General features: G+C 41.4%; 21 protein-coding genes, 2 tRNA genes, 1 other RNA gene and 1 riboswitch. Of the genes, 23 read left to right on the plus strand and 1 reads right to left on the minus strand.

Annotated features, from left to right (window positions below; all coding sequences use genetic code 11):
• Positions 1-209 precede the first annotated feature (209 nt).
• From glyQ to Ga0466249_RS12745, 5 genes are all read left to right on the plus strand, one after another.
• Complete coding sequence (gene glyQ / locus Ga0466249_RS12725; RefSeq protein WP_215829842.1) at positions 210-1,088, plus strand: glycine--tRNA ligase subunit alpha; 879 nt, start codon at positions 210-212, stop codon at positions 1,086-1,088.
• Positions 1,088-3,145, plus strand: coding sequence for a glycine--tRNA ligase subunit beta (gene glyS, locus Ga0466249_RS12730; protein ID WP_215829843.1), 2,058 nt, complete (start codon positions 1,088-1,090; stop codon positions 3,143-3,145). Before glyQ ends, glyS begins: the two co-directional genes overlap by 1 nt.
• Positions 3,146-3,515: 370 nt before the next feature.
• Positions 3,516-5,906, plus strand: coding sequence for a phosphoenolpyruvate synthase (gene ppsA / locus Ga0466249_RS12735; protein ID WP_215829844.1), 2,391 nt, complete (start codon positions 3,516-3,518; stop codon positions 5,904-5,906).
• A gap of 34 nt (positions 5,907-5,940) precedes the next feature.
• Entirely contained in the window at positions 5,941-6,585 is a 645-nt protein-coding gene (gene ccpN, locus Ga0466249_RS12740) for a transcriptional regulator CcpN (protein WP_215829845.1), read from the plus strand.
• Positions 6,586-6,599: 14 nt separating this feature from the next.
• Positions 6,600-7,409 carry a pyruvate, water dikinase regulatory protein gene (locus Ga0466249_RS12745; RefSeq protein WP_281422638.1) on the plus strand — a complete coding sequence of 270 codons (810 nt, stop codon included), beginning with the start codon at positions 6,600-6,602 and terminating at the stop codon, positions 7,407-7,409.
• 46 nt (positions 7,410-7,455) lie between these two features.
• Here Ga0466249_RS12745 and Ga0466249_RS12750 read toward each other — a convergent pair whose 3' ends face one another.
• Positions 7,456-7,953, minus strand: coding sequence for an LptA/OstA family protein (locus Ga0466249_RS12750; RefSeq protein ID WP_215829846.1), 498 nt, complete (start codon positions 7,951-7,953; stop codon positions 7,456-7,458).
• A gap of 192 nt (positions 7,954-8,145) precedes the next feature.
• On the opposite strand from Ga0466249_RS12750, the gene Ga0466249_RS12755 reads away from it, so the two are divergent.
• The 18 genes from Ga0466249_RS12755 (at position 8,146) to Ga0466249_RS12840 (ending at position 23,300) form a co-directional block, all read left to right on the plus strand.
• On the plus strand, positions 8,146-9,144 hold the full coding sequence (locus Ga0466249_RS12755; RefSeq protein ID WP_215829847.1) for a deoxyguanosinetriphosphate triphosphohydrolase: 999 nt from the start codon (positions 8,146-8,148) through the stop codon (positions 9,142-9,144).
• Positions 9,145-9,374: 230 nt separating this feature from the next.
• Entirely contained in the window at positions 9,375-11,177 is a 1,803-nt protein-coding gene (gene dnaG, locus Ga0466249_RS12760) for a DNA primase (RefSeq protein ID WP_215829848.1), read from the plus strand.
• Between the two features lie 62 nt (positions 11,178-11,239).
• Positions 11,240-12,331 (plus strand): RNA polymerase sigma factor RpoD, encoded by a 1,092-nt coding sequence (rpoD, locus tag Ga0466249_RS12765; protein WP_215829849.1) that lies wholly within the window; start codon positions 11,240-11,242, stop codon positions 12,329-12,331.
• A gap of 74 nt (positions 12,332-12,405) precedes the next feature.
• Positions 12,406-12,481 (plus strand) — tRNA-Asn (locus Ga0466249_RS12770).
• Between the two features lie 45 nt (positions 12,482-12,526).
• Positions 12,527-12,601 (plus strand) — tRNA-Ile (locus Ga0466249_RS12775).
• Positions 12,602-12,686: 85 nt separating this feature from the next.
• The gene (locus Ga0466249_RS12780) at positions 12,687-13,394 is read left to right on the plus strand and encodes a tRNA (adenine(22)-N(1))-methyltransferase (protein ID WP_215829850.1); all 708 of its coding nucleotides are present in this window, start codon (positions 12,687-12,689) and stop codon (positions 13,392-13,394) included.
• Entirely contained in the window at positions 13,385-14,488 is a 1,104-nt protein-coding gene (locus tag Ga0466249_RS12785) for a Nif3-like dinuclear metal center hexameric protein (RefSeq protein ID WP_215829851.1), read from the plus strand. Before Ga0466249_RS12780 ends, Ga0466249_RS12785 begins: the two co-directional genes overlap by 10 nt.
• Before the next feature lie 39 nt (positions 14,489-14,527).
• Positions 14,528-14,880: RNase P RNA component class A (gene rnpB, locus Ga0466249_RS12790), an RNA gene on the plus strand.
• Positions 14,881-15,111: 231 nt separating this feature from the next.
• Positions 15,112-15,435, plus strand: coding sequence for a thioredoxin (gene trxA, locus Ga0466249_RS12795; protein ID WP_215829852.1), 324 nt, complete (start codon positions 15,112-15,114; stop codon positions 15,433-15,435).
• A gap of 106 nt (positions 15,436-15,541) precedes the next feature.
• On the plus strand, positions 15,542-16,525 hold the full coding sequence (gene nirJ2, locus Ga0466249_RS12800) for a putative heme d1 biosynthesis radical SAM protein NirJ2 (RefSeq protein WP_215829853.1): 984 nt from the start codon (positions 15,542-15,544) through the stop codon (positions 16,523-16,525).
• Positions 16,526-16,692: 167 nt separating this feature from the next.
• Positions 16,693-16,992: a hypothetical protein gene (locus Ga0466249_RS12805; RefSeq protein WP_312889767.1), complete on the plus strand. Its 300-nt coding sequence runs from the start codon at positions 16,693-16,695 to the stop codon at positions 16,990-16,992.
• A gap of 34 nt (positions 16,993-17,026) precedes the next feature.
• Positions 17,027-17,392 (plus strand): chorismate mutase, encoded by a 366-nt coding sequence (gene aroH, locus Ga0466249_RS12810; RefSeq protein ID WP_215829854.1) that lies wholly within the window; start codon positions 17,027-17,029, stop codon positions 17,390-17,392.
• 113 nt (positions 17,393-17,505) lie between these two features.
• The gene (locus tag Ga0466249_RS12815) at positions 17,506-18,459 is read left to right on the plus strand and encodes a glycosyltransferase family 2 protein (protein ID WP_246588685.1); all 954 of its coding nucleotides are present in this window, start codon (positions 17,506-17,508) and stop codon (positions 18,457-18,459) included.
• A gap of 45 nt (positions 18,460-18,504) precedes the next feature.
• Positions 18,505-18,637: riboswitch (cyclic di-AMP (ydaO/yuaA leader) on the plus strand.
• 9 nt (positions 18,638-18,646) lie between these two features.
• Complete coding sequence (locus Ga0466249_RS12820; RefSeq protein WP_215829856.1) at positions 18,647-19,318, plus strand: C40 family peptidase; 672 nt, start codon at positions 18,647-18,649, stop codon at positions 19,316-19,318.
• Positions 19,319-19,409: 91 nt separating this feature from the next.
• On the plus strand, positions 19,410-21,125 hold the full coding sequence (locus Ga0466249_RS12825; protein WP_215829857.1) for an ABC transporter ATP-binding protein: 1,716 nt from the start codon (positions 19,410-19,412) through the stop codon (positions 21,123-21,125).
• Positions 21,126-21,203: 78 nt separating this feature from the next.
• Positions 21,204-22,130 carry a metal ABC transporter substrate-binding protein gene (locus Ga0466249_RS12830; RefSeq protein ID WP_215829858.1) on the plus strand — a complete coding sequence of 309 codons (927 nt, stop codon included), beginning with the start codon at positions 21,204-21,206 and terminating at the stop codon, positions 22,128-22,130.
• An 11-nt stretch (positions 22,131-22,141) separates the two neighbouring features.
• Positions 22,142-22,591, plus strand: a complete 450-nt coding sequence (locus Ga0466249_RS12835; RefSeq protein ID WP_215829859.1) for a Fur family transcriptional regulator — start codon at positions 22,142-22,144, stop codon at positions 22,589-22,591.
• Complete coding sequence (locus tag Ga0466249_RS12840) at positions 22,584-23,300, plus strand: metal ABC transporter ATP-binding protein (RefSeq protein ID WP_215829860.1); 717 nt, start codon at positions 22,584-22,586, stop codon at positions 23,298-23,300. Before Ga0466249_RS12835 ends, Ga0466249_RS12840 begins: the two co-directional genes overlap by 8 nt.
• Positions 23,301-23,309: the final 9 nt, after the last annotated feature.

Below are 23,309 nucleotides of genomic sequence, written 5' to 3' on the forward strand. Positions count from 1 at the left end.
GCGAACTGAGGATAGTGAAAGCTCAGCACCATTAGATGAAAGGCCTTCTAGAGCTGCGAGAGGAAATCGTAAGAAAGTAAAGCTCGCAATCAATAAAGTTGGACCTCGTGAAAGGTCAATCAGGGTGGAACCGCGGGATAGCGTCCCGTCCCTGTAACGTTACTGTTACAGGGACGGGACTTTTTTTGTGTAAAATTAGGAGGGATAGTATGACATTTCAAGAAATCATTCTTTCATTACAGACCTATTGGGCTGGGCAGCATTGTATTATTCAGCAGCCTTATGATGTAGAAAAAGGAGCGGGAACGATGAATCCAGCAACTTTTTTACGTGCCCTTGGACCTGAGCCATGGCATGTGGCTTATGTGGAGCCATCACGCCGTCCGGCAGACGGGCGCTATGGTGACAATCCTAACCGTTTGTTTCAGCATCACCAGTTTCAGATCATTATGAAACCATCGCCAGCAAATATTCAGGAACTTTATCTTAGCAGCTTAGAACGATTAGGTATTCATCCTGAGGAACATGATATTCGCTTTGTTGAAGACAATTGGGAATCACCGACGCTGGGGGCTTGGGGTCTTGGCTGGGAAGTTTGGCTTGACGGCATGGAGATTACGCAGTTTACCTATTTTCAACAGGTAGGCAGTATTGATGTGAAACCTGTGGCAGTCGAGATTACCTATGGATTAGAGCGTTTAGCCATGTATATTCAGGGGAAGGAAAATGTTTATGATCTAGAATGGGTAAAGAACATTACTTATGGTGATGTGTTTCATCAAAATGAAGTAGAACAATCAAAATATAACTTTGAAGTAGCTAATACAGATCTTTTATTTACGTTATTTGATCAGTATGAGCAAGAAGCAATCCGGGTGATTGGCGAAGGGCTTGTATTGCCTGCCTATGATTATGTGCTGAAATGTTCTCATACATTTAACTTGCTTGATGCCCGCGGTGCTATTAGTGTTAGTGAAAGGACGGCTTTTATTGGTCGCGTAAGGAATATGGCACGTCTTTGTGCGCAAAATTATCTTGCACAACGTGAAAAACTCGGATTTCCATTGCTCAAAGGGGGGCAAGCGTAATGGCAAATGATGTATTGCTTGAAATGGGTACAGAAGAAATACCCGCCAAATTTATGCCGGATATTTTATCTCAGTTAGAAAATTTGGCAAGGCAAAAGTTAAGTGAACTTAGAATAGATTATGGTGATGTTAAAACATTTGGAACACCACGACGATTTTCCTTATTCATTGCGCAACTCGCTGATAAGCAGGGTGATAAGTCGGCTGAAACCAAGGGGCCTTCTTTGAAAGTGGCTTTTGATCAGGACGGGAAGCCAACAAAAGCGGCTCAGGGATTTGCGCGGGGCCAAAAAGTGGATGTAAGCCAGCTTGTTGTGCGTGAGGGATATGTTTATGCTCAGGTATTTGAAGCGGGGCAGGATGTGGCTGGATTGCTGCCTGACATACTGATAGAGATCATTGGGCATCTATCTTTTCCTAAAAATATGCGCTGGGCTGATTTAGATGTTCGGTTTGTGCGTCCCATTCGCTGGATTGTTGCCCTTCATGGCACAGAGATTATTCCCTTTACTATTGCGGAAGTTAATAGTGGACGTATAACAAGAGGGCATCGTTTCTTAGGTGCCACATCCATCACGGTGGATAATCCTCAGGATTATTTTGTAAAACTCAAGGAAAATTTCGTTATGGTTGATCCAAGTGAACGTCGCACCGTTATTACTAAGCAAATTAAAGAGCTTGCTGTTGCCCAGGGCGGGACAGCGACAATTGATCAAGATTTACTTGAAGAAGTTGTTTATTTAGTAGAATATCCTACAGCTCTTTGTGGTCGGTTTGAAGAAAAATATTTAACTTTGCCACCTGAGGCATTAATTACACCCATGCGTGAGCATCAACGGTATTTTCCGGTTTTTGCAGCGGATGGCAAGCTGATTCCTGTATTTATTACTGTTCGTAACGGAGGCCGCGAACATCTCGAAATTGTTCAACATGGTAATGAGCGAGTGCTCAGAGCACGTTTGGCTGATGCGGAATTTTTCTTTGAAGAGGATAAAAAAATTCCCTTAGACGATCAAGTGAATAAACTTAAAACGATTGTATATCAAGAAGGACTTGGAACATTATTTGACAAGACGCAGCGAATGGAAAAATTGGCACTTTTGGTAGCACGTGAGGCGCAGATTGCAGTGGATCAAACGATTCTTAGCCGTTCAGCTAAATTAGCAAAAGCCGATTTAGTTACGGGGATGGTTTGTGAGTTTACAGAATTGCAAGGTGTTATGGGAAGATCTTATGCACTGTTGCAAGGCGAAAAAGAGGCTGTTGCGGAGGCAATTTTTGAACATTATCTGCCACGCTTTGCGGGTGATATTTTGCCAAAGACAGCTGCTGGTAGGGCCATTGGTATTGCTGACAAACTTGATAATATTGTGGCGACATTTAGTCGTGGTCTTATTCCAACGGGTTCGCAAGATCCCTATGCCTTGCGTCGTCAGGCCCTCGGCATTGTAAATATTTTACTCAATGGCAAACTGCACATGTCACTTCGTACTCTTATTGATCAAAGCATGGATTTGTTGAATTTGCCAGGCAGTCAGGATCGTACGGAACTACGCCAGAATGTATTGGACTTTTTTGCACTTAGACTAAAAAATGTCCTTGCTGAAAATCAGGTGCGTTACGATCTGATTGACGCTGTACTCGCTGAAGGTGTTGATGATTGCTATGCTAGCTATTTGAAGGCTGGGGCTCTATCAAAGTTCGCTGCACAAGAATCGTCTACAGCTCTTATTCAAGCGCTAGTACGTGTCAACAACTTGGCGAAGAAGGATCAGGAGCAAGCGATTGATTCAATCTTGTTTGTTGAGCAGGCAGAAAAGACGTTATACCAAGCCTTTTTACAGGTTAGGCAACAAGTTGAATCCTCGAAAGGCCAGTACAATTTTGAAGGACTTCTTGCGGCGCTTGAGGCTCTCCGACAGCCGATTGATGAATTTTTTACAGGTGTTATGGTGATGGTAGAAGATGAAGCTGTGCGAAATAATCGTTTGGCTTTACTCAAAGCGATTAGTGCCTTGTCAGGATTGGTAGCTGATTTTAATAAAATTATGGTCTAATCGTTTATCGGGCGAGCGAAAAAGTACAGGAGAGTCATGCTGAACGTAAGTTTCAATATGACTCTCCTGTTTTTTTATGCATGGAAAGTAACAGTGGAAACGGTACAGGAATCGTATTACAGGCGTTCCACCGTTCTACTTAACTTCTGCTTATAGTAAAAGATTTCTGTATCTGTTTGTTAGATTAAAGACTGTATGTGCAGTTTTTCTTAATAGGACTTACAGTTACCTTTTAGTCAGATAAAAAATAGATATTTTTTCAGACTAAAAAGAGGAGAAAACAAACTTATATAGTATATACTAATAAGGTTATTTTATTTAATAATATATACTGATTGGCGAATTATAATCATCTGAGGAGGAATTTAATATGAATAAAGCGGAAAAAGTAGTGCTGTGGTTTAATGAAATTAATAAAACAGAGGTTGATCTTGTAGGGGGAAAATCAGCATCACTTGGAGAACTTACTTCACGTACAAAGGTGCCTGTTCCTTATGGATTTGCTACAACTGCTCATGCTTATCGATTATTTGTGAAAGAAACAGGTCTTGATAATAAGATTGCCGAACTTTTATTAGGTTTACCTGATGTGGAAGATAGTTACCAGTTGCGCACGGTTAGTGCTGATATTCGCCAAGCCATTATGGATACGGTTATGCCAGAACATATTGCAGCGGATATTCGAGTTGCCTATGATGAGCTCGCAAAAAAAGTCGGAGAAGAAGCCCCATTTGTTGCTGTGCGTTCTAGTGCGACAGCGGAGGATTTGCCTGATGCTAGTTTTGCGGGGCAGCAGGAAAGTTATTTGAATGTGCGCGGAGCTGAAGAAGTAATTGAACGGGTGAAGGAATGCTATTCTTCCATGTTTACCGATCGTGCTGTTTATTATCGTGTAAAGAAAAATTTTGATCATTTAAGTGTTGCTTTAAGTGCTGTTGTTCAGATGATGGTGTTTTCTAAAGCCGCCGGGGTTATGTTTACTGTCGATGTGGCCACAGGAAATGATGAAAATATTCTAATAGAAGGTTCGTGGGGACTTGGTGAATATATTGTGCAAGGCACTGTAACGCCTGATAGTTTCTTGGTTGAGAAGAAAGGGCTCACTGTTCTCAATCAAAGTGTTCACGAAAAACCAATTATGTTGGTACGTAAGCCAGGCGGCGGCTGTGAAGAGCAGAAAGTTGCTGTTGAACTTAGTAAGTCACCTGTTTTAACAAATGATCAAATTCATCAGCTTGCTGAGTATTCGCTGGCGATTGAGAAGCATTATGGCTGTTATATGGATATTGAATGGGGGATTGATGAACGGGACGGCAAGCTTTGGATTTTGCAAGCACGGCCTGAAACAGTTTGGTCACGACGTAATAAAGAACAGGGAGGAAAACAAGGTACTGCTGTTAAATCTACCGAACTGACGGGACGTAAAGTCATTACGAAGGGTTTGCCTGCTAGTCCGGGGCGAGTAAGTGGCAAGGCCCATGTTATTTTAAATCCAAGCATGATTGATAGTTTTAAAGAGGGTGAAATTTTAGTTACGGAAATGACGGCACCTGATTGGGTTCCGGCTATGAAAAAGGCTAAGGCTATTGTAACAGATGCAGGCGGCATGACGTGTCATGCTTCGATTGTAAGCCGTGAGTTGGGGATTCCCTGTATTGTGGGTACAAAAAGTCGTGGCGTACAAGGAACAGTGAGTATTAATAACGGACAGGAAATTACGATTGATGCAACGAATGGTATTATATATGATGGTCTTATTCAAGATTTGGTTAAAAAAGACGAACAGTCGGCAGCCAGTGTACAAATTATGGAAACCTTTCCTGTTACAGGAACAAAGATTTACATGAATCTGGGTGACCCCGATTTGGCTGATCGCTATGCAGCGCTTCCTTGTGATGGAATTGGCTTGATGCGCGAGGAATTTATCTGGACAACGACCATTCATGAACATCCCCTTTATTTGATAGAGACAGGCCGTGCTGATTATGTCATTGACTCATTGGCTGAGGGCATTCGTAAAGTTTGCCAGGCACTAGCACCTCGTCCTGTTACTCTTAGATTTAGCGATTTTAAATCAAGTGAATATCGCGATTTAAGAGGCGGTGAAAAATATGAGCCATTCGAACCGAGTTCTTTACTCGGCTGGCGTGGTGCGTCCCGTTATTATGATCCAATCTATACTGAAGCATTTAAATTGGAGCTACAGGCTGTCAAAAAAGTTCGTGAAGAATTTGGTTTCAAGAATCTTCATGTGATGATTCCTTTTTGCCGGACTGTAGAAGAAGCGGAAAAAGTTACATCACTCATGGCAGAGCAGGGTTTAAGGCGCGGTGCTGATTTTAAGGTATGGCTCATGGCAGAAATTCCTGCGAATATTATTCTCGCTGACAAGTTTAATCAGTTTGTTGATGGTTATTCTATAGGTTCAAATGACTTGACTATGCTTGTTCTTGGTTGTGATCGTGACAATGAGACTGTGTCTCATCTCTTTAATGAACGGGATTTGGCTGTTCGGCGGGCTATTCGCCACTTAATTGACGTGGCTCATCAAGCTGGCAAGACTGTGTCTATTTGTGGGCAGGCTCCAAGTGTGTATCCCGATTTTGCGGAGTTTTTAATAAAGAGTGGAATTGATTCCATTTCTGTAAATCCTGATGCAGTGAAGATGACGAAGAAACTTGTAGCTCAAGTGGAACAGCGACTTGTGCTTGATAAATTAACAGGGCGTGGTGTGATGAATAAAGAGGATGACGCCTGGTAAGAAAAGGAGAGCCATTCTCGAATAAAGAAAGGAGATGGGCATCTCGCTTACAGCAAGACAGGAAAAAATAGTAGAAATTGTTCGTACAAGCGGCCCTATTGCTGGTGAACATATTGCAGCACAGCTCAGTGTGACGAGAGCAGCGCTTCGTTCTGATCTCGCTATATTGATTATGTCTGGACTGATTGACGCCCGTCCCAAAGTAGGTTATTTTTATATTGGAAAAAATACACTCCATGTTATTGCGGAAGAACTTGATCGGATTGTTGTAGGTGATATTCAGTCTGTTCCTGTTGTTGTTCCTGTGGAATGCTCCGCTTATGATGCTATGGTCACGCTCTTTTTAGAAGACGTGGGGTCACTTTATGTGGTGGAAAAAGGTGGTATTTTATCTGGTGTAGTTTCACGGAAGGATTTGCTTAAAACGGCTATGGGAGGAAGTAATTTGGCAAAGCTTCCTATTAAGGTGCTCATGACAGCCATGCCGAAAATTGTGATGACGACAAAAGATGAACCTGTTATTGTTGCAGCTAAAAAATTAATTGACAATGCTGTAGACAGTTTGCCTGTAGTACAGGCTGCCGCAGGTAGCCTTGGGTGCTACGAAATTGTGGGACGCTTGACAAAAACGAATATTGCCCGTTTATTTGTTGAAATCGGGGAAGAGAAGAGGAGGTAATTGTTATAGCTACTTTGCCTGTTATTTATGCGTTATCCGATTCCATTGGGGAGACAGCTGAAATGGTGGCGCGGGCAACAGCCAGTCAGTTTGATGCAGGGTCTTTCGATATTATTCGTATTCCCTATATTACTTCGGTAAAACAAGTTGAAGAAACAGTCCGAGAGGCAGTGGAACGGGAAAAATGCATTATTTGTCATACCCTCGTTTCCCCTCATTTGCGTCAAGCATTACTTGAACTTGCTGAAAAAAATCATATTAAAACAGTGGATATTATGGGACCTGTGATTGATTCTATCCAAGAAATGTCTGGTTTCCAACCGAAATTGAAACCTGGACTTGTTCATCGTTTGGATCAAGATTACTATAAGCGGGTAGAGGCTGTTGAATTTGCTGTAAAATATGATGATGGTAAAAATTCTTGGGGATTGCTTAAAGCGGATATGGTGATTGTGGGTGTATCTAGAACATCAAAAACTCCCTTGAGTATGTATTTGGCTCATAAGAAACTTAAAGTAGCCAATGTGCCCCTTGTTCCTGAGGTTCCCCCGCCACCGGAATTGTTCCAAGTTGAACCACACCGGATTATTGGTCTTGTTATCGATCCATTTAAATTGAATGAAATTCGAGCGGAACGACTCAAAGTAATGGGATTGGCATCAAATGCCAGTTATGCTAATTTAGATCGTATCATGGAAGAACTTGAGTATGCGAAGGCCATTATGCGGAAATCTCATTGTATTGTTATTGATGTTTCTAATCGGGCTATTGAAGAAACGGCTAATCGAATTTTAGAGATTGCCCAAAAGAATGATATTATATAAAATAATCCCCGGCATTTGCCGGGGATTATTTTCATACGATAGGGAATTATTTTTGGGAAGAATCGCTGTCAGGTGTAACGATATTTGCTACGATGTCATATGTAACGGAATTGTAAGTTTTACTGTCGTTACCTTGAATGACTTGAACATTGCCAGTGAAAACGGCCTGTTTTGTTTTCCAGTTAAATGTAGCTTGGTCGGATGTAATACTCAAGCCAGAACGCACGAAAATAATATTGCCGTTAACTTCGGCTTTGCTGGCTGTTCCGTATACAAATACATTGTCACCGCTGAATTTGATGTCATCTTGAGTGACAGTAATGCCTCCTGAACCGGAGACTTCCATGCTTGCCATATTTACCTTGGCCTGTCCAGCAGTGATGATACGGTTGCCTACTTCAATATAAACATTGCCAACGAGGTTGTAGAGGCCTGTGGCAACATCAAAGTAGGTTTTATCGGCAGTAATAATAGGTTTGGCTAATGCAGTGCTCGTTAGGAGTACACAGAGCAGTAACATTAGTAATGTTATTTTTTTTATCATTTATGTTCACCATCCTTCATTTTAGTATAGCAGAATGAATGTTAAAATTCTATTCAAGGTTTCTTCCTCTTTTTGGGCGTTCTTGGAGATTGTATAACTTCAGACAAAGGTGACGTAAGTTATCTATAATACAGGTGAAAAATGTTATAATAATTATAAGGGATTTGTTGCCAAGCGAAAGGGTGAATCAGTGTGATTGTACGCGAAAGATTGGAAAAACAAGAAATGCAATTTTTGTCGGTTTTTGCTGCTAAAAGTAGTGAGGCACGGCGTGAACGGGAGGAAGAGCCGTGTAAATTTCGAACGGCCTTTCAGCGGGATCGCGACAGAGTGCTTCATTCCAAGGCCTTCCGCCGTCTTAAACATAAGACACAAGTTTATATTTCACCAAGTGACCATTATCGTACGCGCATGACTCATAGTTTGGAAGTGGCACAGATTTCACGCACCATTGCTCGGGGGCTCTCTTTAAATGAGGATTTGACAGAAGCCATTGCCTTAGGTCACGATGTCGGGCATACGCCTTTTGGGCATGCAGGAGAATTTGCTATTCGAGACTGGCTAGGTCATTTTAATCATAATGAACAGAGTCTGAGAGTCGTAAAGCATCTTGAAAAAGATGGGCTGGGTTTAAATCTGACGTTAGAAGTTAAAGATGGTATTTTAAATCATACAGGAAATACTAAGCCTTTGACACTAGAAGGAAATATCGTCAGGATTGGCGATCGCATGGCTTATTTATGTCATGATTATGACGATGGTATTCGGGCGGGGATGTTAAAGGCTAGCGATTTACCTTGTGGTGTAGCGCAGGTTTTTGGCACGACGCCTTCTCAGATGATTACTGTCATGGTGTCTGATATGATTAAATGTTCAGCAGGGAAAAATGATATTAAGCTGTCTGATGTTGTGCAACGAGGCATGGATGATTTTCGCGTATTTATGTTCAATAAGCTTTATTGGAGCGATTTATTAAAAACAGAACGGGATAAAGCTCGTTATATTATTATTAAGTTGCTAGAATATTTCATGGAAAATCCCGTAGCTTTGCCAATTGAATTCCGTGATCAGGAAGCGCGCTGGGGCTTAACAACAACAGTTGTTGATTACGTGGCAGGTCTGACTGATTACTATGCCATTCACTTGTTTGAAAATTTTTTTATACCGCCTGTAGGAGGATACAAATATTAAACGGCCTTGGGCCGTTTTTTTTCTTAGCAAATGATTTCTTTTTTGTCAAGGGGAAAAAAGGAGGATTTATGACACGCGTATGGAATATTAATATATCCATAAAGAAACAATAACTGATCCCAACTTAGCTCCAAGCAGGAAAAATATATTCATTGTAGAATATAATCAACTCTTAAACAGGCAATAGTTAATGTGGTCAGTCAGAGCTGCTTATAAGATAGGGGATCAACATGAAAAATACGAATGATGATTTCGTTGACAGGCTAAGGAGCGAAAGTGACATTGTTAGTGTCGTGTCAGATTATGTGCCACTAAAGAAAAAGGGAAAAAATTATTGGGGTTGTTGTCCCTTTCATCATGAAAAAACGCCTTCTTTTTCCGTTGCACCTGACAAGGGTTTTTTTTATTGTTTCGGTTGCGGTGCTGGTGGCAATGTTTTTAACTTTCTTATGAAAATTGAAAACATTGATTTTTTTAGTGCCGTGAAACTGCTAGCAAAGAAACTAAATATCTCGTTACCAGAAAAAGAGAAAACTACTGAGGAAAAGAATCACGACAGAAAATATGAGCGTTTGTGTCACGTAAATCAACTAGCAGCTGATTTTTTCCATTCTTGTCTTACAAAAACGACCTATGGAAAAGATGCTTTAGCGTATCTTGTTCAGCGGGGAATTACGTCAGCAGTTATTGACGAATTTCAGTTGGGATTTGCTCCTCCATTATGGGATAAATTATCTCAGTCTTTTACAAGTCGGGGTATTGCAACGGAAACGCTAATTGATAGTGGTCTCAGCGCTGCTCGTACGTCAGGCGGTGTATATGACCGTTTTCGTAATCGTATTATTTTTCCCATTGCAAATTTGCGGGGGCAAGTGGTGGGATTCGGTGGACGCGTACTTGATGATAGTCAACCAAAATATTTAAATTCGCCAGAAACGCTGCTTTATAATAAACGGCGTGAATTATATGGACTTCATAAAGCTTTCAAGTCGATTCGCGAGCAGGAACGAACCATTGTTGTGGAAGGTTATCTTGATCAAATCAGTGTCTATGGTGCTGGAATTACAAATGTCGTGGCATCGCTAGGAACCGCTTTTACTGTGGAGCAGGCCAAAATGTTATTAAAGCTGGCCCCGGAGATATTATTCGCTTATGATAGCGACGCTGCCGGGCAAAAAGCTACTTTACGGGCCTTAGCAACAGTGAGTGAACTAGGAGCCAAGGTAAAAATTATTCAGATTCCAGATGGCAAAGATCCTGATGAATTTATTCGTAAGCACGGTGCTAGTGCGTTTCAGTTGCTCGTGGACAATGCTTTATCTTTTATTGAATATCAAATTGAACGGGCTTTGACGGAAGGAGACTATTCTCATCTGGAGGGAAAAGTTGCTGTTATTAATCAGGTCATTCCTTCTTTAGCATTGTCTGAGAATGTTGTAGAGGAGAATGCCTATATTGCTCATTTGTCAGCCGTACTTACGATTGATGAGGGTTCCATTCGGGAAGAACTAAAAAAATATCGGTTTGTTGCTAAAAAGGATAAAAATGTAAAACTTGGGTACACTACTTCTGCCTTTTCTCTTGCTAAAAAACCGATAGTAGCAGCAGAACAAGCAGAAAGACAGTTGATTTACTTCTTATTTCAGGACAACTCGATTATTCCTTACGTCCAGTCTCTGTTACGTGTGGAACATTTTCAAAATTCTTTTCGTCAGGAAATAATGAATCAGCTACTTATTGCGTATAATATGGGAAAAGTCATTGAACCCGCACAGTGTTCATTGTCAGTCAGTACAGAGGCAGCAACTGAATTGTCTCATATTATGCTACTTGACAATCCTTGCGAAGATAAAGTTAAAATGGTTGATGATTATATTCGGACCATTCAATTAGCCTATTTACGAAATCAGTATGAAGAACATCGCCTAAAAGCCGATGAATTAGAACGCATGGGGGATAGTCGCTTTTTGCAGGAATTAGCAGAAAGTCAGCGAATTAAACATGAAATTAGCAAACTACATTCTTTGGAATAAACGATTACGATGTATTTTATGGGTCCCATTGACCATTTTTGGGCAGGGGAGGGGGGAATAAAGTGACAGATAAAAAAAATCAGACGACAGATCATGTAAATGAATTGTTGCATCGTGGTAAAAAACGTGGTGGTGTATTAACTTATGCCGAAATCATGGATGCTTTTCAAAACGATGATTTAACACCGGATGAAATTGAAGAACTTTATGAAATTTTTACCAATAAGGGTATTGAAATTCTCGATGAGATCCCTGAGGTAGAGCACACGGAACATGCAGATACACATGAAGAAGTGGATATAGACCTGTCAATTCCTGAAGGAATTAATATTGATGACCCTGTCCGTATGTATCTGAAAGAAATTGGGCGAGTGCCACTTTTGACGGCAGATGAGGAAATTGTTCTGGCGAAAAGGATGGAAGAAGGCGACGAAGAAGCGAAGCGTCGTTTAGCTGAAGCAAATTTGCGCCTTGTTGTCAGTATTGCCAAACGTTATGTTGGGCGCGGCATGCTTTTTTTGGATTTAATTCAAGAAGGTAACTTAGGTCTGATTAAGGCGGTAGAAAAGTTTGATTACAATAAGGGATATAAGTTTTCTACTTATGCCACTTGGTGGATTCGTCAAGCGATAACAAGGGCTATTGCCGATCAGGCTAGGACCATTCGTATTCCTGTGCATATGGTCGAAACGATTAATAAATTAATTCGCGTTTCCCGGCAACTCTTGCAGGAATTGGGGCGTGAACCAGCACCGGAAGAAATCGCTAAAGAAATGGATATTACAGTAGAACGTGTTCGCGAAATCATGAAAATTGCTCAAGAACCTGTTTCACTTGAAACACCGATTGGCGAAGAAGAAGATTCTCATTTGGGTGATTTTATTGAGGACCAAGATGCTCCGGCTCCGGCTGAGGCAGCATCCTTTATGCTCTTAAAAGAGCAACTGGAAGACGTTCTTGAGACGCTGACTGATAGGGAGAAAAAAGTGCTTCGCCTTCGGTTTGGCTTAGATGATGGTCGGGCACGTACATTAGAAGAAGTAGGTCAGCATTTTGGCGTAACACGTGAGCGTATTCGTCAAATTGAAGCCAAAGCACTCAGAAAGCTTCGCCATCCGAGTCGCAGTAAGAAATTAAAAGACTTTTTGGAATAAAAAATACAGTTTTTTGTAAGAACTACTTGACGTAACATGGAGACTGTATTATAATAAATCCCGTTGATGAATATTCCTCGATAGCTCAGTTGGTAGAGCAATCGGCTGTTAACCGATCGGTCGTAGGTTCGAGTCCTACTCGAGGAGCCAATGTTTTTAACAGGCTTTCTACGGAAAACCTGTTTTCATATCTTTGGGCCTATAGCTCAGCGGTAGAGCCGCCGGCTCATAACCGGCTGGTCCCTGGTTCGATCCCAGGTGGGCCCACCAAATCCGTATAAACAGCGGGGTTTCTTGTGTAAAACGAGAAATTCCGCTTTTTCATATGAAAAAAAATTGTAAGCAAGGTGATGAGATGAAATTAGGGGAAAGGCTGGCGGCTATTGCCCAGATGGTACTACCAGGTGCAACTATTGCTGATATTGGAACAGATCATGCCTATTTACCTGTTGAACTGATTCGTCGAGGCAAGGTAAGCAGGGCTATTGCTGGTGATATCCATGAGGGGCCTTATCAGGCAGCAACGGTGACTGTGAAGGAGGCAGGACTTTCCAAGCAGATTTCTGTTCGCCTGGGAGATGGTCTTGCCGTATTGGAGCCGGGCGAGGTTGACACAGTGATTCTTGCCGGGATGGGCGGCAGTACTATGATTCAAATTTTAGCTGCTCAAGGGAATGTTACAGCCAGCCTGAAGCAAATAATTCTGCAGCCCATGAATGGGGCTGCTTTGCTCCGTGAATGGCTTCATAAGCAGAAATGGCTGTTTGTTGAGGAAACATTGGTTGAAGAAGAGGGCCATTTGTATGAAATCATTCGTGTTATGAAACAATCAGAACAAATGGAGCGGGCAGTTCAGCCGTTAAAGCCAATTTTGTATGAAGTGGGTCCACTGCTATGGCATAACAAGCCTCCGCTGCTTAGCCGTCATTTATTGCTTAAGATCCACTCATTAGAGGGAGTTCTTGAGCAACTGAAACGATCTACTTCGCTTGCAGCCGCTCAGAAATCTAAGTTTTATCGTGGGAAACTGGATGAATTAAGGGAGATGATGGCATGTCTGTAACATGTAAGCACATTATGCAGGCCATGGAATGCTTGGCACCACAAAATTTAGCAGAAGAGTGGGATTCGGTAGGACTCATGGTGGGAAATCCTGATAGGCAAGTAAGAAATGTATGGACAACACTGGATGTTACGCTGGAACTTGTTGAAGCGGCAGTGGAAGCCAAGGTTGATATGATTGTTTCACACCATCCTTTGATCTTTAAGGCCATCAAGCGGCTTGATACAAGTACGGTTTCAGGAAAAATAATGGAAAAACTAATGCAAGGGAATATTGCTGTTTTTTCTGCTCATACAAATCTCGATTGTGCCGTAGGTGGTGTGAATGATATACTCGCACAAATGCTTCATTTACAAGATATTCAGCTGTTAACAGTGAATCGTTCGGAAAAATTGGTAAAATTTGTTGTTTTTGTTCCGAAAGATTATGAACAGGTTGTTTTTGCAGCTATTACAAAAGCAGGTGCTGGCCATATTGGACGTTATAGTCATTGTACATTTGCATCATCTGGTACAGGCACTTTTCTTCCTCTGGAGGATACCCATCCTTTTATTGGTCGGCAGGGATCACTTGCTAGAGTCGATGAAATGCGTATGGAGACGATTTTGCCTGAAAGACTTATAATCCCTGTTCTTGAAGCCATGCATGCAGTTCATCCTTATGAAGAAGTGGCTTATGATCTTTACCCGCTTTATAATCAGCTTCAGACTACCGGTTTAGGCCGGATAGGGACAATTCAACCTGTTTCTTTGCGGAATTTTTCTCAACAAGTAAAGCAACTGCTACACACCGATGTAGTGAGCATGGTAGGGCGGTCGGACCAAATGATTCATACTGTGGCTGTGTGTGGCGGCAGTGGTGCTGATTTAATTAAACAGGCTAAGAAAAACGGCGCAGATGTTTTTGTTACAGGCGATGTGAAATATCATGATGCTTTAGATGCAGCGGCCCTTGATTTGGCGATTATTGATGCGGGCCATTATCCAACGGAGCAGCCTGTTGTGGCTCGGTTGTCTCAATATTTGAGTGAGAAATTTCCGCTTCTCGAAGTAAAATCAAATATTTCCCAGAAAAATATTTTTCAATTGTGTTGACGATTGCTCCATGTTAAGATATAATAAGATTCTGCGTCATGAGTATGAAAAGTGATCGCGAGTGTCTGACGGCATTCGAGGAAAGTCCGAGCTCCGTAGGGCAGGGTGCTGGATAACGTCCAGCGAGGGTGACCTTAGGGAAAGTGCCATAGAAATGTAAACCGCCGACTTTCGTCGGTAAGGATGGAACGGTGCGGTAAGAGCGCACCAGCAATTAGGTGACTAATTGGCTTGGTAAACCCCACCTGGAGCAAGACCGAATAGGGAAGGGATGAAGTTGCCCGCAGAACCTTCCGGGTTGTGTCGCTAGAGTCAACAGGTAACTGTTGGCGTAGATAGATGATCATTGCCGCGTAAGCGGAACAGAACTCGGCTTAGTGATTACTCGTGTACGTGTTCCAATAAAGAAACCGCTGCTTGTCAGCGGCTTTTTTAATACATCAATAAGAATGCATCCATTAATATGATAGAAAAATCGTCGGGGCAATTTGTATATGATTGATATGCTGGGCAATTAATAATGACTTTTTGTTGACAAATTCAATGATATTTTTTACAATAACTGCATAGACTTGTTTTATCAGCTTACTTGTAAGCTGAAATGAATAGAGGAGGTAAAACAGATGGCTGTTGTTACTGTACATAATTTTGACGAGTTTACTGCATCAGTATTAAAGTCTGATAAACCTGTTCTTGTTGACTTTTGGGCATCTTGGTGTGGTCCTTGTAAAATGATTGCGCCGGAAGTTGAGTCCATTGCAACATCTTATGAAGGAAAGGCTGTTGTCGCAAAGGTCAATGTAGACGAAGTTGCTGATCTGTCGGGAAAATATAATGTCATGAGTATCCCCACTTTGCTCGTTTTTAAAGGTGGGCAAGAAATTAATCGCCTTGTTGGTTTTAAGCCGGGATCAGAACTTGCAGCTGCACTCGATGCTGCACTGTAAGGGTCATGCGAAAAAGCCTCTGCTGAAGCAGAGGCTTTTTCGACAATATCAGAAAGTATTCATTAAAAGGATCTGAATCATATGGACAACGAAGGGAGGGGAATTTATGATTATTTCTTGGAATACAACGCAAGCCTGTAACCTTCATTGTCGTCATTGCTATCGTGACGCAGGGTCGAAATATGCTGATGAATTAACAACAGCCGAAGGAAAAAAACTACTAAGTGAGATGGCACGAGCTGGTTTTAAAATTATTATTTTAAGTGGCGGCGAGCCTCTTATGCGCCCGGATATATATGAGCTTATTTCCCATGCACGATCGATTGGTACTCGGCCTGTTCTTGGCACGAATGGGGTGCTTATTACGCCTGATGTGGCTAAACGTCTTAAAAAAGCGGGCCTTGCTGTGGCGGGAATTAGCTTGGACAGCTGTGATCGTGATCAACATAATCATTTTCGTCAGTCAGCGATGGCCTGGGACAGTACAGTTGCTGGAATGAAAGCCTGCAGGGAAGTGGGTCTTAAATTTCAGGTTCATACGACAGTGATGGACTGGAATGCTTCTGAAGTGACGGATATTACCGATTTTGCCGTTAAGCAAGGTGCTATTGCTCACCATGTGTTTTTTTTAGTACCCACGGGACGCGGAAAGGAAATTGAAAATATGACACTGAAAGCTCAGCAGTATGAAGCGTTGTTGACGCGTATTCTTACAAAGCAGTCTGAAGTGCCTATTGAATTAAAACCGACTTGTGCGCCGCAGTTTATGCGTATTGCTAAGCAAAAAAATATTCCCACGCGTTTTACAAGAGGTTGTCTGGCGGGTATTGCCTATTGTGTCGTTATTCCAAGTGGGTTTGTGCAGCCTTGTCCTTATTTGCCGATTAAAGTAGGCAATGTGAAGGACACGCCTTTTGATGAAATTTGGCAAAACAGTCCGCTCCTTGATGACTTGCGATTTAAGCCGTTGAAAGGTGGCTGCGGTCATTGTGGATATGATAAGATTTGTGGTGGGTGCCGGGCTCGGGCCTATTATTACTCGCAGGGCGACTATCTCGCCGAAGAGCCTTGGTGTGAATATGGGCGTTAAAAGCAGGAATTGTTTTTTTTAGCACGAAAAGAACTAACTGGTTCTCCTTTTCCACTGACCATTGTTGTGAGCCGCTTTTTTTGTTTTCGACATCTGGCTGTTGAAGGGTGGAATTTGATTTGACATAGTTTGTTCTATTACCTCATATTGTTAGTGAGGTGATAGGTGTGTATAGTAAAAATTTACAAATTATTATGACGTTAAAAACAGAACCCGAGTCTTTTAATGTGGAAGATTGTCGTGTGAATGCTGAAGGAGAAAATGAGCTGCTTATTACCTTTTTTAAACAAAAAGTATGGGTGAATGCCAGTCAGGTAAAACTTTGTAAGACTGCAGGCACTGCTTTTTGTTGGAAAGATTCTGAAGAAAATCGTTATATTGAACTGAATCATACCTGTGAAGTCTGTCCGATCTGTTTGTGGTGGAAATGCCCTCACTGCGGATCTTGTGGTTGTAATAAACCTTAATATAAGAAAAAATAGTTATTGCAGGAGAGAAAGGATGATTGTTTTGCTACGGGGAATTCGTGGAGCGACAACAGTAGAAAAGGATGATAGTATTAACGTTGCAGAAGCTGTACAAGAAATGTTGACTGCACTCATCGAGGCGAATCAATTGGATACGTCAGATATTGGAGCGGTTATTTTCAGTTCAACACCTGATTTAAATAGTGCTTTTCCTGCTGCTGGGGCAAGGGCACTGGGATGGTCTGATGTGCCATTATTTGGTACAGTGGAAATTGACAACCCTAACGGCATTATACGTTGTATTCGAGTGCTAATCTTATATAATACAACGAAAAGTCAACAGGAAATTCGGCATGTTTATTTGCGGCGAGCGACTGCGCTTAGGCCGGATATTGCGTAGTTTATGAAGGTCTGATCATTCTATTTTTAAGACCGAAGCTTTTTTATAAGCTTCGGTCTTTCTTGACCTCATCCGCTGAATCATGTAATATTGGATGAATGGAGGTTATAACAATGCTTATTTCGATTGTTGTCCCTGTTTTTAATGAGCAGGATAATGTGGATATTTTTACTGCTGAAGTGATCAAAAGCATGCAGTCCAGTGACTATGATTTTGAAATCCTCTTTGTTGATGACGGATCAAGTGATGCTACACCGCTTATTTTAGACCGCATTTCACAGGCTGATTCACGTGTTAAGGCGTTTATTTTGGCTCGGAATTTTGGTCATCAAGTTGCATTAAGCTGCGGTCTTGATCATGCTTTCGGTGATGCTGTTATTACGATGGACGGTGACTTGCAGCATCCACCGGAAATGATTCCCTTGTTACTTCAAAAATGGGAAGAAGGCTTTGAAGTTGTACAAACTGTTCGGAAAAGTACCGAAGGTGTTTCATGGTTTAAGACAGTTACATCAAATTTGTTTTATAAATTGATTAATGCCATGTCGAATGTGCAAATTATTGCTGGTGGCTCAGATTTTCGTTTGCTTGATCAGAAAGTGGTTCAGAGTTTTCGACAATTTAAGGAACGCGCGCGGTTTATTCGGGGGATGATCAGTGATATTGGTTATAAACAGGTTCAAATTGAATTTGTTGCACCGCCGCGTTTTGCGGGTACATCTAAATTTTCTATTCGTAAAATGTTGAATTTTGCTTTAGACGGTATTACGGCTTATTCAAAAATGCCTTTGCGGTTTGCCTTGTATTTAGGTGTGCTGTTTGGTGTGTTTAGCTTATTAGTTATGTTGCAGGTCGTTTATATTAAAATATTTACTGAAGAAGCTGTACCTGGTTGGGCGACTACGGTTGTGAGCATTCTTTTATTAGGCGGCGTTCAACTGATCGGCATGGGCATCATTGGTGAATATGTGGGGCGAATTTTTGAAGAAGTAAAACAACGTCCGCTTTATTTAGTTCGTGCTGAATTAAAAAAAGACAAAAAAACAGACAAAAGTCACACATCTTGAATTTTTTGCAGGACTTTAGACTTTTATGGCGTATATTTATAAATGAGTGCAGAGAAGCCGAATCCAACTCAGGTACGGGGAAACCGTTTATTTAGGGGTGAAGCTCACAGGATGTGAGCCGGGTCTGTTCTTCTTCCCGAACCCGTCAGCTAACCTCGGAGGCTAACGTAGAGGAAGGAGTTTTTCTGTGAAACATTTTTTCCGAATCTTTTTTTGTTTGTTAGTGTTTATCAGTTTCGTTTCCCTAGCTTCTGCATCAGGTTCTTATCAAGAAGGTGACCAGGGTCAAGAGGTTGCCGCAATACAAAAACAGCTTGATGCGCTCGGTTACAATGCAGGTTCTGTCGATGGTGATTTCGGTTCACAAACCACTGCTGCAGTAAAAGCTTTTCAACGCGACCGTGGCCTTGATTCAGACGGGGTTGTCGGTTATGCTACATATCGTGCACTTATGGGGCGTGACATTCCAGTAAGTCGTGATTCTTCGAGTGTTTCATCTGCGCGAGGAATCATACAAACAGCCTTAAATTTCCGGGGTGTTCCTTATAGTTTTGGTGGAACAACACCGGATGCTTTTGACTGCTCTGGCTTTACTCGTTATGTTTATAGTTCCTATGGTGTATATTTACCTCGTGCAGCTGATGAACAGTTCGATGTCGGAAGAAGCGTATCTTATAGCAGGCTACAGCCTGGGGATCTTGTTTTCTTTTCGACTTATGCCGAAGGTGCTTCTCATGTCGGTATCTATCTTGGCAATGGACAATTCATTAGTGCAACAACTAGTCGCGGTGTAGCTGTGGATCATCTTGAAAGCAGTTACTGGGGCTCACGGTATATTGGTGCTCGGCGTGTATTGTAATCGATAGGGAAGGCGTAAGCCTTCCCGATTTTATTTATCGCTTAAGGGAAATACTAATGATCATCGTTTCCTATTTGGAGGATCTTAATAGATGTTTAAACAATATTGGTCTCAGTTTATCAGGCCTTATGGGCCTGTCGTGTTTACAGCTGTACTTTGTTTTATTCTTTCAAGTGCGGCTAATCTTGCTGCGCCTATTATTATTAAATTTTTAATTGATGGGGCTTTATCGAGCAATGATTTTACTTACTTGCATATTATTACGGCATCCATTGTGGTCCTGTATTTTTTTCGAGGCGTTTTTTTCTATTTCTATAACTATCTCATGGCTAGAGCTGGTAATAAAATGATTGCCAGAATGCGACAAGACATGTTTGCTGTTTTGCAAACCCATGATTATGCCTATTTTCTTAATAAATCAACAGGTGATATTATGTCCCTTTTTACGAATGATCTAATGCTTATCCAACAAGCTGTGACTGTAGGTATTCCTGATATTGTTGTGGAGTCCATTAATGTTATGGCTATTATGATTATTATGGTTTATTTTGACTGGAAATTAGCCGCCGTTACTTTTGCAACGTTGCCGTTTATTATTATTGTCATTAGTTTTTTTAATCGCAAAATTGCTTGTCTAGGGATGCTCGTTGAGCAGACACTTGCTAAAATGACTACCATTGTTCATCAATCACTCTTATCTGTTATGGTTGTTCAGAGTTATGTCAGGGAAGATTATGAGTATAAAAAATTCAGTCAACAAATTCACGAAGTGGCAGATAATTTACTGAATGTCCAGCGTATGAATGCCATTTTCATTCCTTTTGTAGAATTTTTAGCGGCTATTGGTTTGACAATTATTATTTGGTATGGCGGACGTGAAGTAATTTATGGTCAACTCACTATTGGCGGGATGTTTGCCTTTTTGGTATATATTATCAATGTTCCTACGCCAGTGAGAAAAATCAGTGAAGCCATTAGCAAAATGAAAATGGGGATGGTAGCCTGGCAGCGTATTGATGAGTTGAATCATGACCAGCAGCCCATGCTAGACGGAACAGAAGTGCTAGCAGCTGTTCGTGGTGAAGTCCATTTTGATCAAGTTTCTTTTCAATATCAGCCTAACGCAGGCATTTTAAAAAATATTTCTTTTATAGCTAATCCTGGTGATGTCATTGCTGTTGTCGGGCCAAGTGGTGCAGGAAAATCTTCTTTCGCTAATTTATTGCTTCGTTTTTATGATCCAACAGCAGGAAAAATTTATATAGATGGTAAAAATATTAGGAATATAACTATTCAGTCACTTCGTAGTCATATCGGTTTTATCCAACAAGACCCGATTTTATTTAATGCGACAATTTATGATAATATTCGTTATGGTCGTCCAGCAGCAACTTACGCGCAAGTCGTTGCCGCTGCAACGCTTGCAAATGCCCATGAGTTTATTATGGAACTTCCGTTGGGCTATGATAGCGTTGTGGGTGAATTAGGTGGGAATTTGTCAGGCGGGCAACGGCAACGCATTGCTATTGCTCGAGCAGCTGTGATGGATCCGAAAATTTTATTACTTGATGAACCGACAGCGGCTCTGGATACGCAAGCAGAGAAACAGGTTATGGAAGCTGTTCGTAAGGTCAGTGGTGGTCGTACAACTTTTATAATTACGCATCGACTTTCTACTCTTGCAACAACAGACTACGTGATTTATCTAAGCCACGGTGAAATTGTAGAGTTTGGTACGCATTCGGAATTGGCTGCCCGGGGCGGTTTGTACGCGAAGGCATTGCATTTAGGAGAAATTCAAGTATAATATATTTATACTTGTTTTTCTCAGTTTTTTTTATCGAGTAGATAAGAACGTTCTTATTTAAAAGTGGGGGTTTTCTGTATGAAGAAAGTGTTGAGTTGTTTGTTGCTATTTTGCTTGGTGAACCTGATTGCTGGTTGTGCAGGGGGAGCAATAACTCAAACAAGTTCAAAGAAGCTGAAAGTGGTTGCAACGGTTTATCCTGTTTATGAATTTGCCAAACAAATTGGCGGTGATAAGATCGATGTATTACTTATGACGCCAATCGGTGCAGAGCCTCATGATTGGGAACCAACAGCCAAGGATTTAGTAAAAGTTCGTGAAGCAAAATTATTTATTTATCAAGGCAATGGGTTAGAGCCTTGGGTGAGTAAGATGTTGACGCAAAATAAAACAACAGCTGCTATTGCTGCCAGCCAGGATATTCCCACGTTAGCAGCTTCTCTCGATGAAGAAAATGAACCAACTGTACCATCAGATCAAACAGCTGTTGATCCACATATCTGGCTTGATCCAGTACTTGTACAGCAAGAAGTGAAAAATATTCGGGATGCACTCATTTCAGCAGATCCGGATAATGAAAGTGTTTATAGGACTAATGCTGAACAATTGAAGGATCGCCTTGTAGCGCTTGATAATGAGTATCGTGATACAGTGAGTACATTTACTAAAAAGGACATTGTGACAACACATGCGGCTTTTGCTTATTTAGCCAAAAGATATGGTTTGAATCAAGTGCCTCTCATGGGATTGGCACCAGATGCTGAGCCAACACCGGAGAAAATTGCTCAAGTGGCGGAATTTTGTAAAAAAAATTCGGTGAGAGTCGTTTTTTTTGAAACACTTGTTTCACCCAAATTAGCGAGTATGATCAGTCAAGAATCAGGTGCGCTGACGATGGTCTTAAATCCTCTGGAAGGTTTGACAGAGGAGGAACGTAAAGCAGGTAAAGATTATTTTTCGATTATGAGAGAAAATTTAGCTAATCTTAAAGCTGCACTAAAGTAAGGGAGTTAATAATGAATATTACGGATGTAACAAATAAATTAAAGGAAAAGGGTTATCGCCTTACGCCACAGCGATTGGCGATTATTCATGCTTTCATGGAATCAATGACTCCCTTGAGCGTTCATGAAGTCTGGCAATGCGTACAGACCAGCTACACCGATATTAGTTTAGATACAATTTATCGTAATTTAGCGACAATGGTAAAATTAGATTTATTACATAGTATTGCGAGTGTTGGTAAAGCTGGAGCCAGATTCGAATTTGAGTGGGGGCGTCATCATCATCATCATATTGTATGTGTACGATGTGGCGCAGTGCTTTGTTTGGATTATTGTCCTATTGATCCGGCTTTTGTGAGCATGGTGAAACAGCAGGGTTTTGATCTTGTACGCCATGATATTGAGCTATTTGGACTCTGTGAGGCCTGCAAGGCTAAAGAGGGGGAATTAGGTCATGTGTGAAATAACATTAGAGCGGGTCAGTTTTTATTATGGACCTGATGTAGTGCTTGAAAATCTTAATTTTACAGTCAAGCAAGGCGAATTTGTTGTTATTGTCGGGCCAAACGGTGGCGGAAAAAGTACATTAATTAAATTAATGGCTGGACTAGTGAGAACCGCGCAGGGAAGAATCACTATTGACGGACAAGATATTAGTAAGGCTCATCGCAATCAATGCATTGGCTATGTGCCGCAAAACTATCGCCAGAATACAGCGGATTTTCCTGCTACTGTAGCAGAGATTGTAGCACTGGGTCTTGTGGCAGGCACGGTTGGTAGTAAAAGGACGCCAGGAGAAAAGTCTCATATTGTCAAGCATACGCTCGAACTGGTTGGAATTGACGATTTGGCGAATTGTCGGATTGGTGATTTAAGTGGCGGCCAGCAGCAACGCGTTATGGTTGCCCGGGCTTTAACTGGCAACCCATCTTTACTACTCCTTGATGAACCGATGAGCGGTGTCGATGTACAGGCGAGTGAAACAATTTATGAACTTCTTGCCGAGTTGAATAGCAAATTAAGTATTACAGTGGTTCTTGTGTCGCATGATGTGGAAAAGGCCACGCAGTATGCCAGTCAAGTAGCCTGTATTAATCGTATACTGTGTTTTTATGGTACGAAAGAATTATTTCGTGTCCATCATTTGAAATCTAGTCACTTGTGGTATTAACCAGCTGGA

The sequence above is a fragment of the Pelorhabdus rhamnosifermentans genome, assembly GCF_018835585.1.
Lineage (GTDB): Bacteria > Bacillota > Negativicutes > UMGS1260 > UMGS1260 > Pelorhabdus > Pelorhabdus rhamnosifermentans.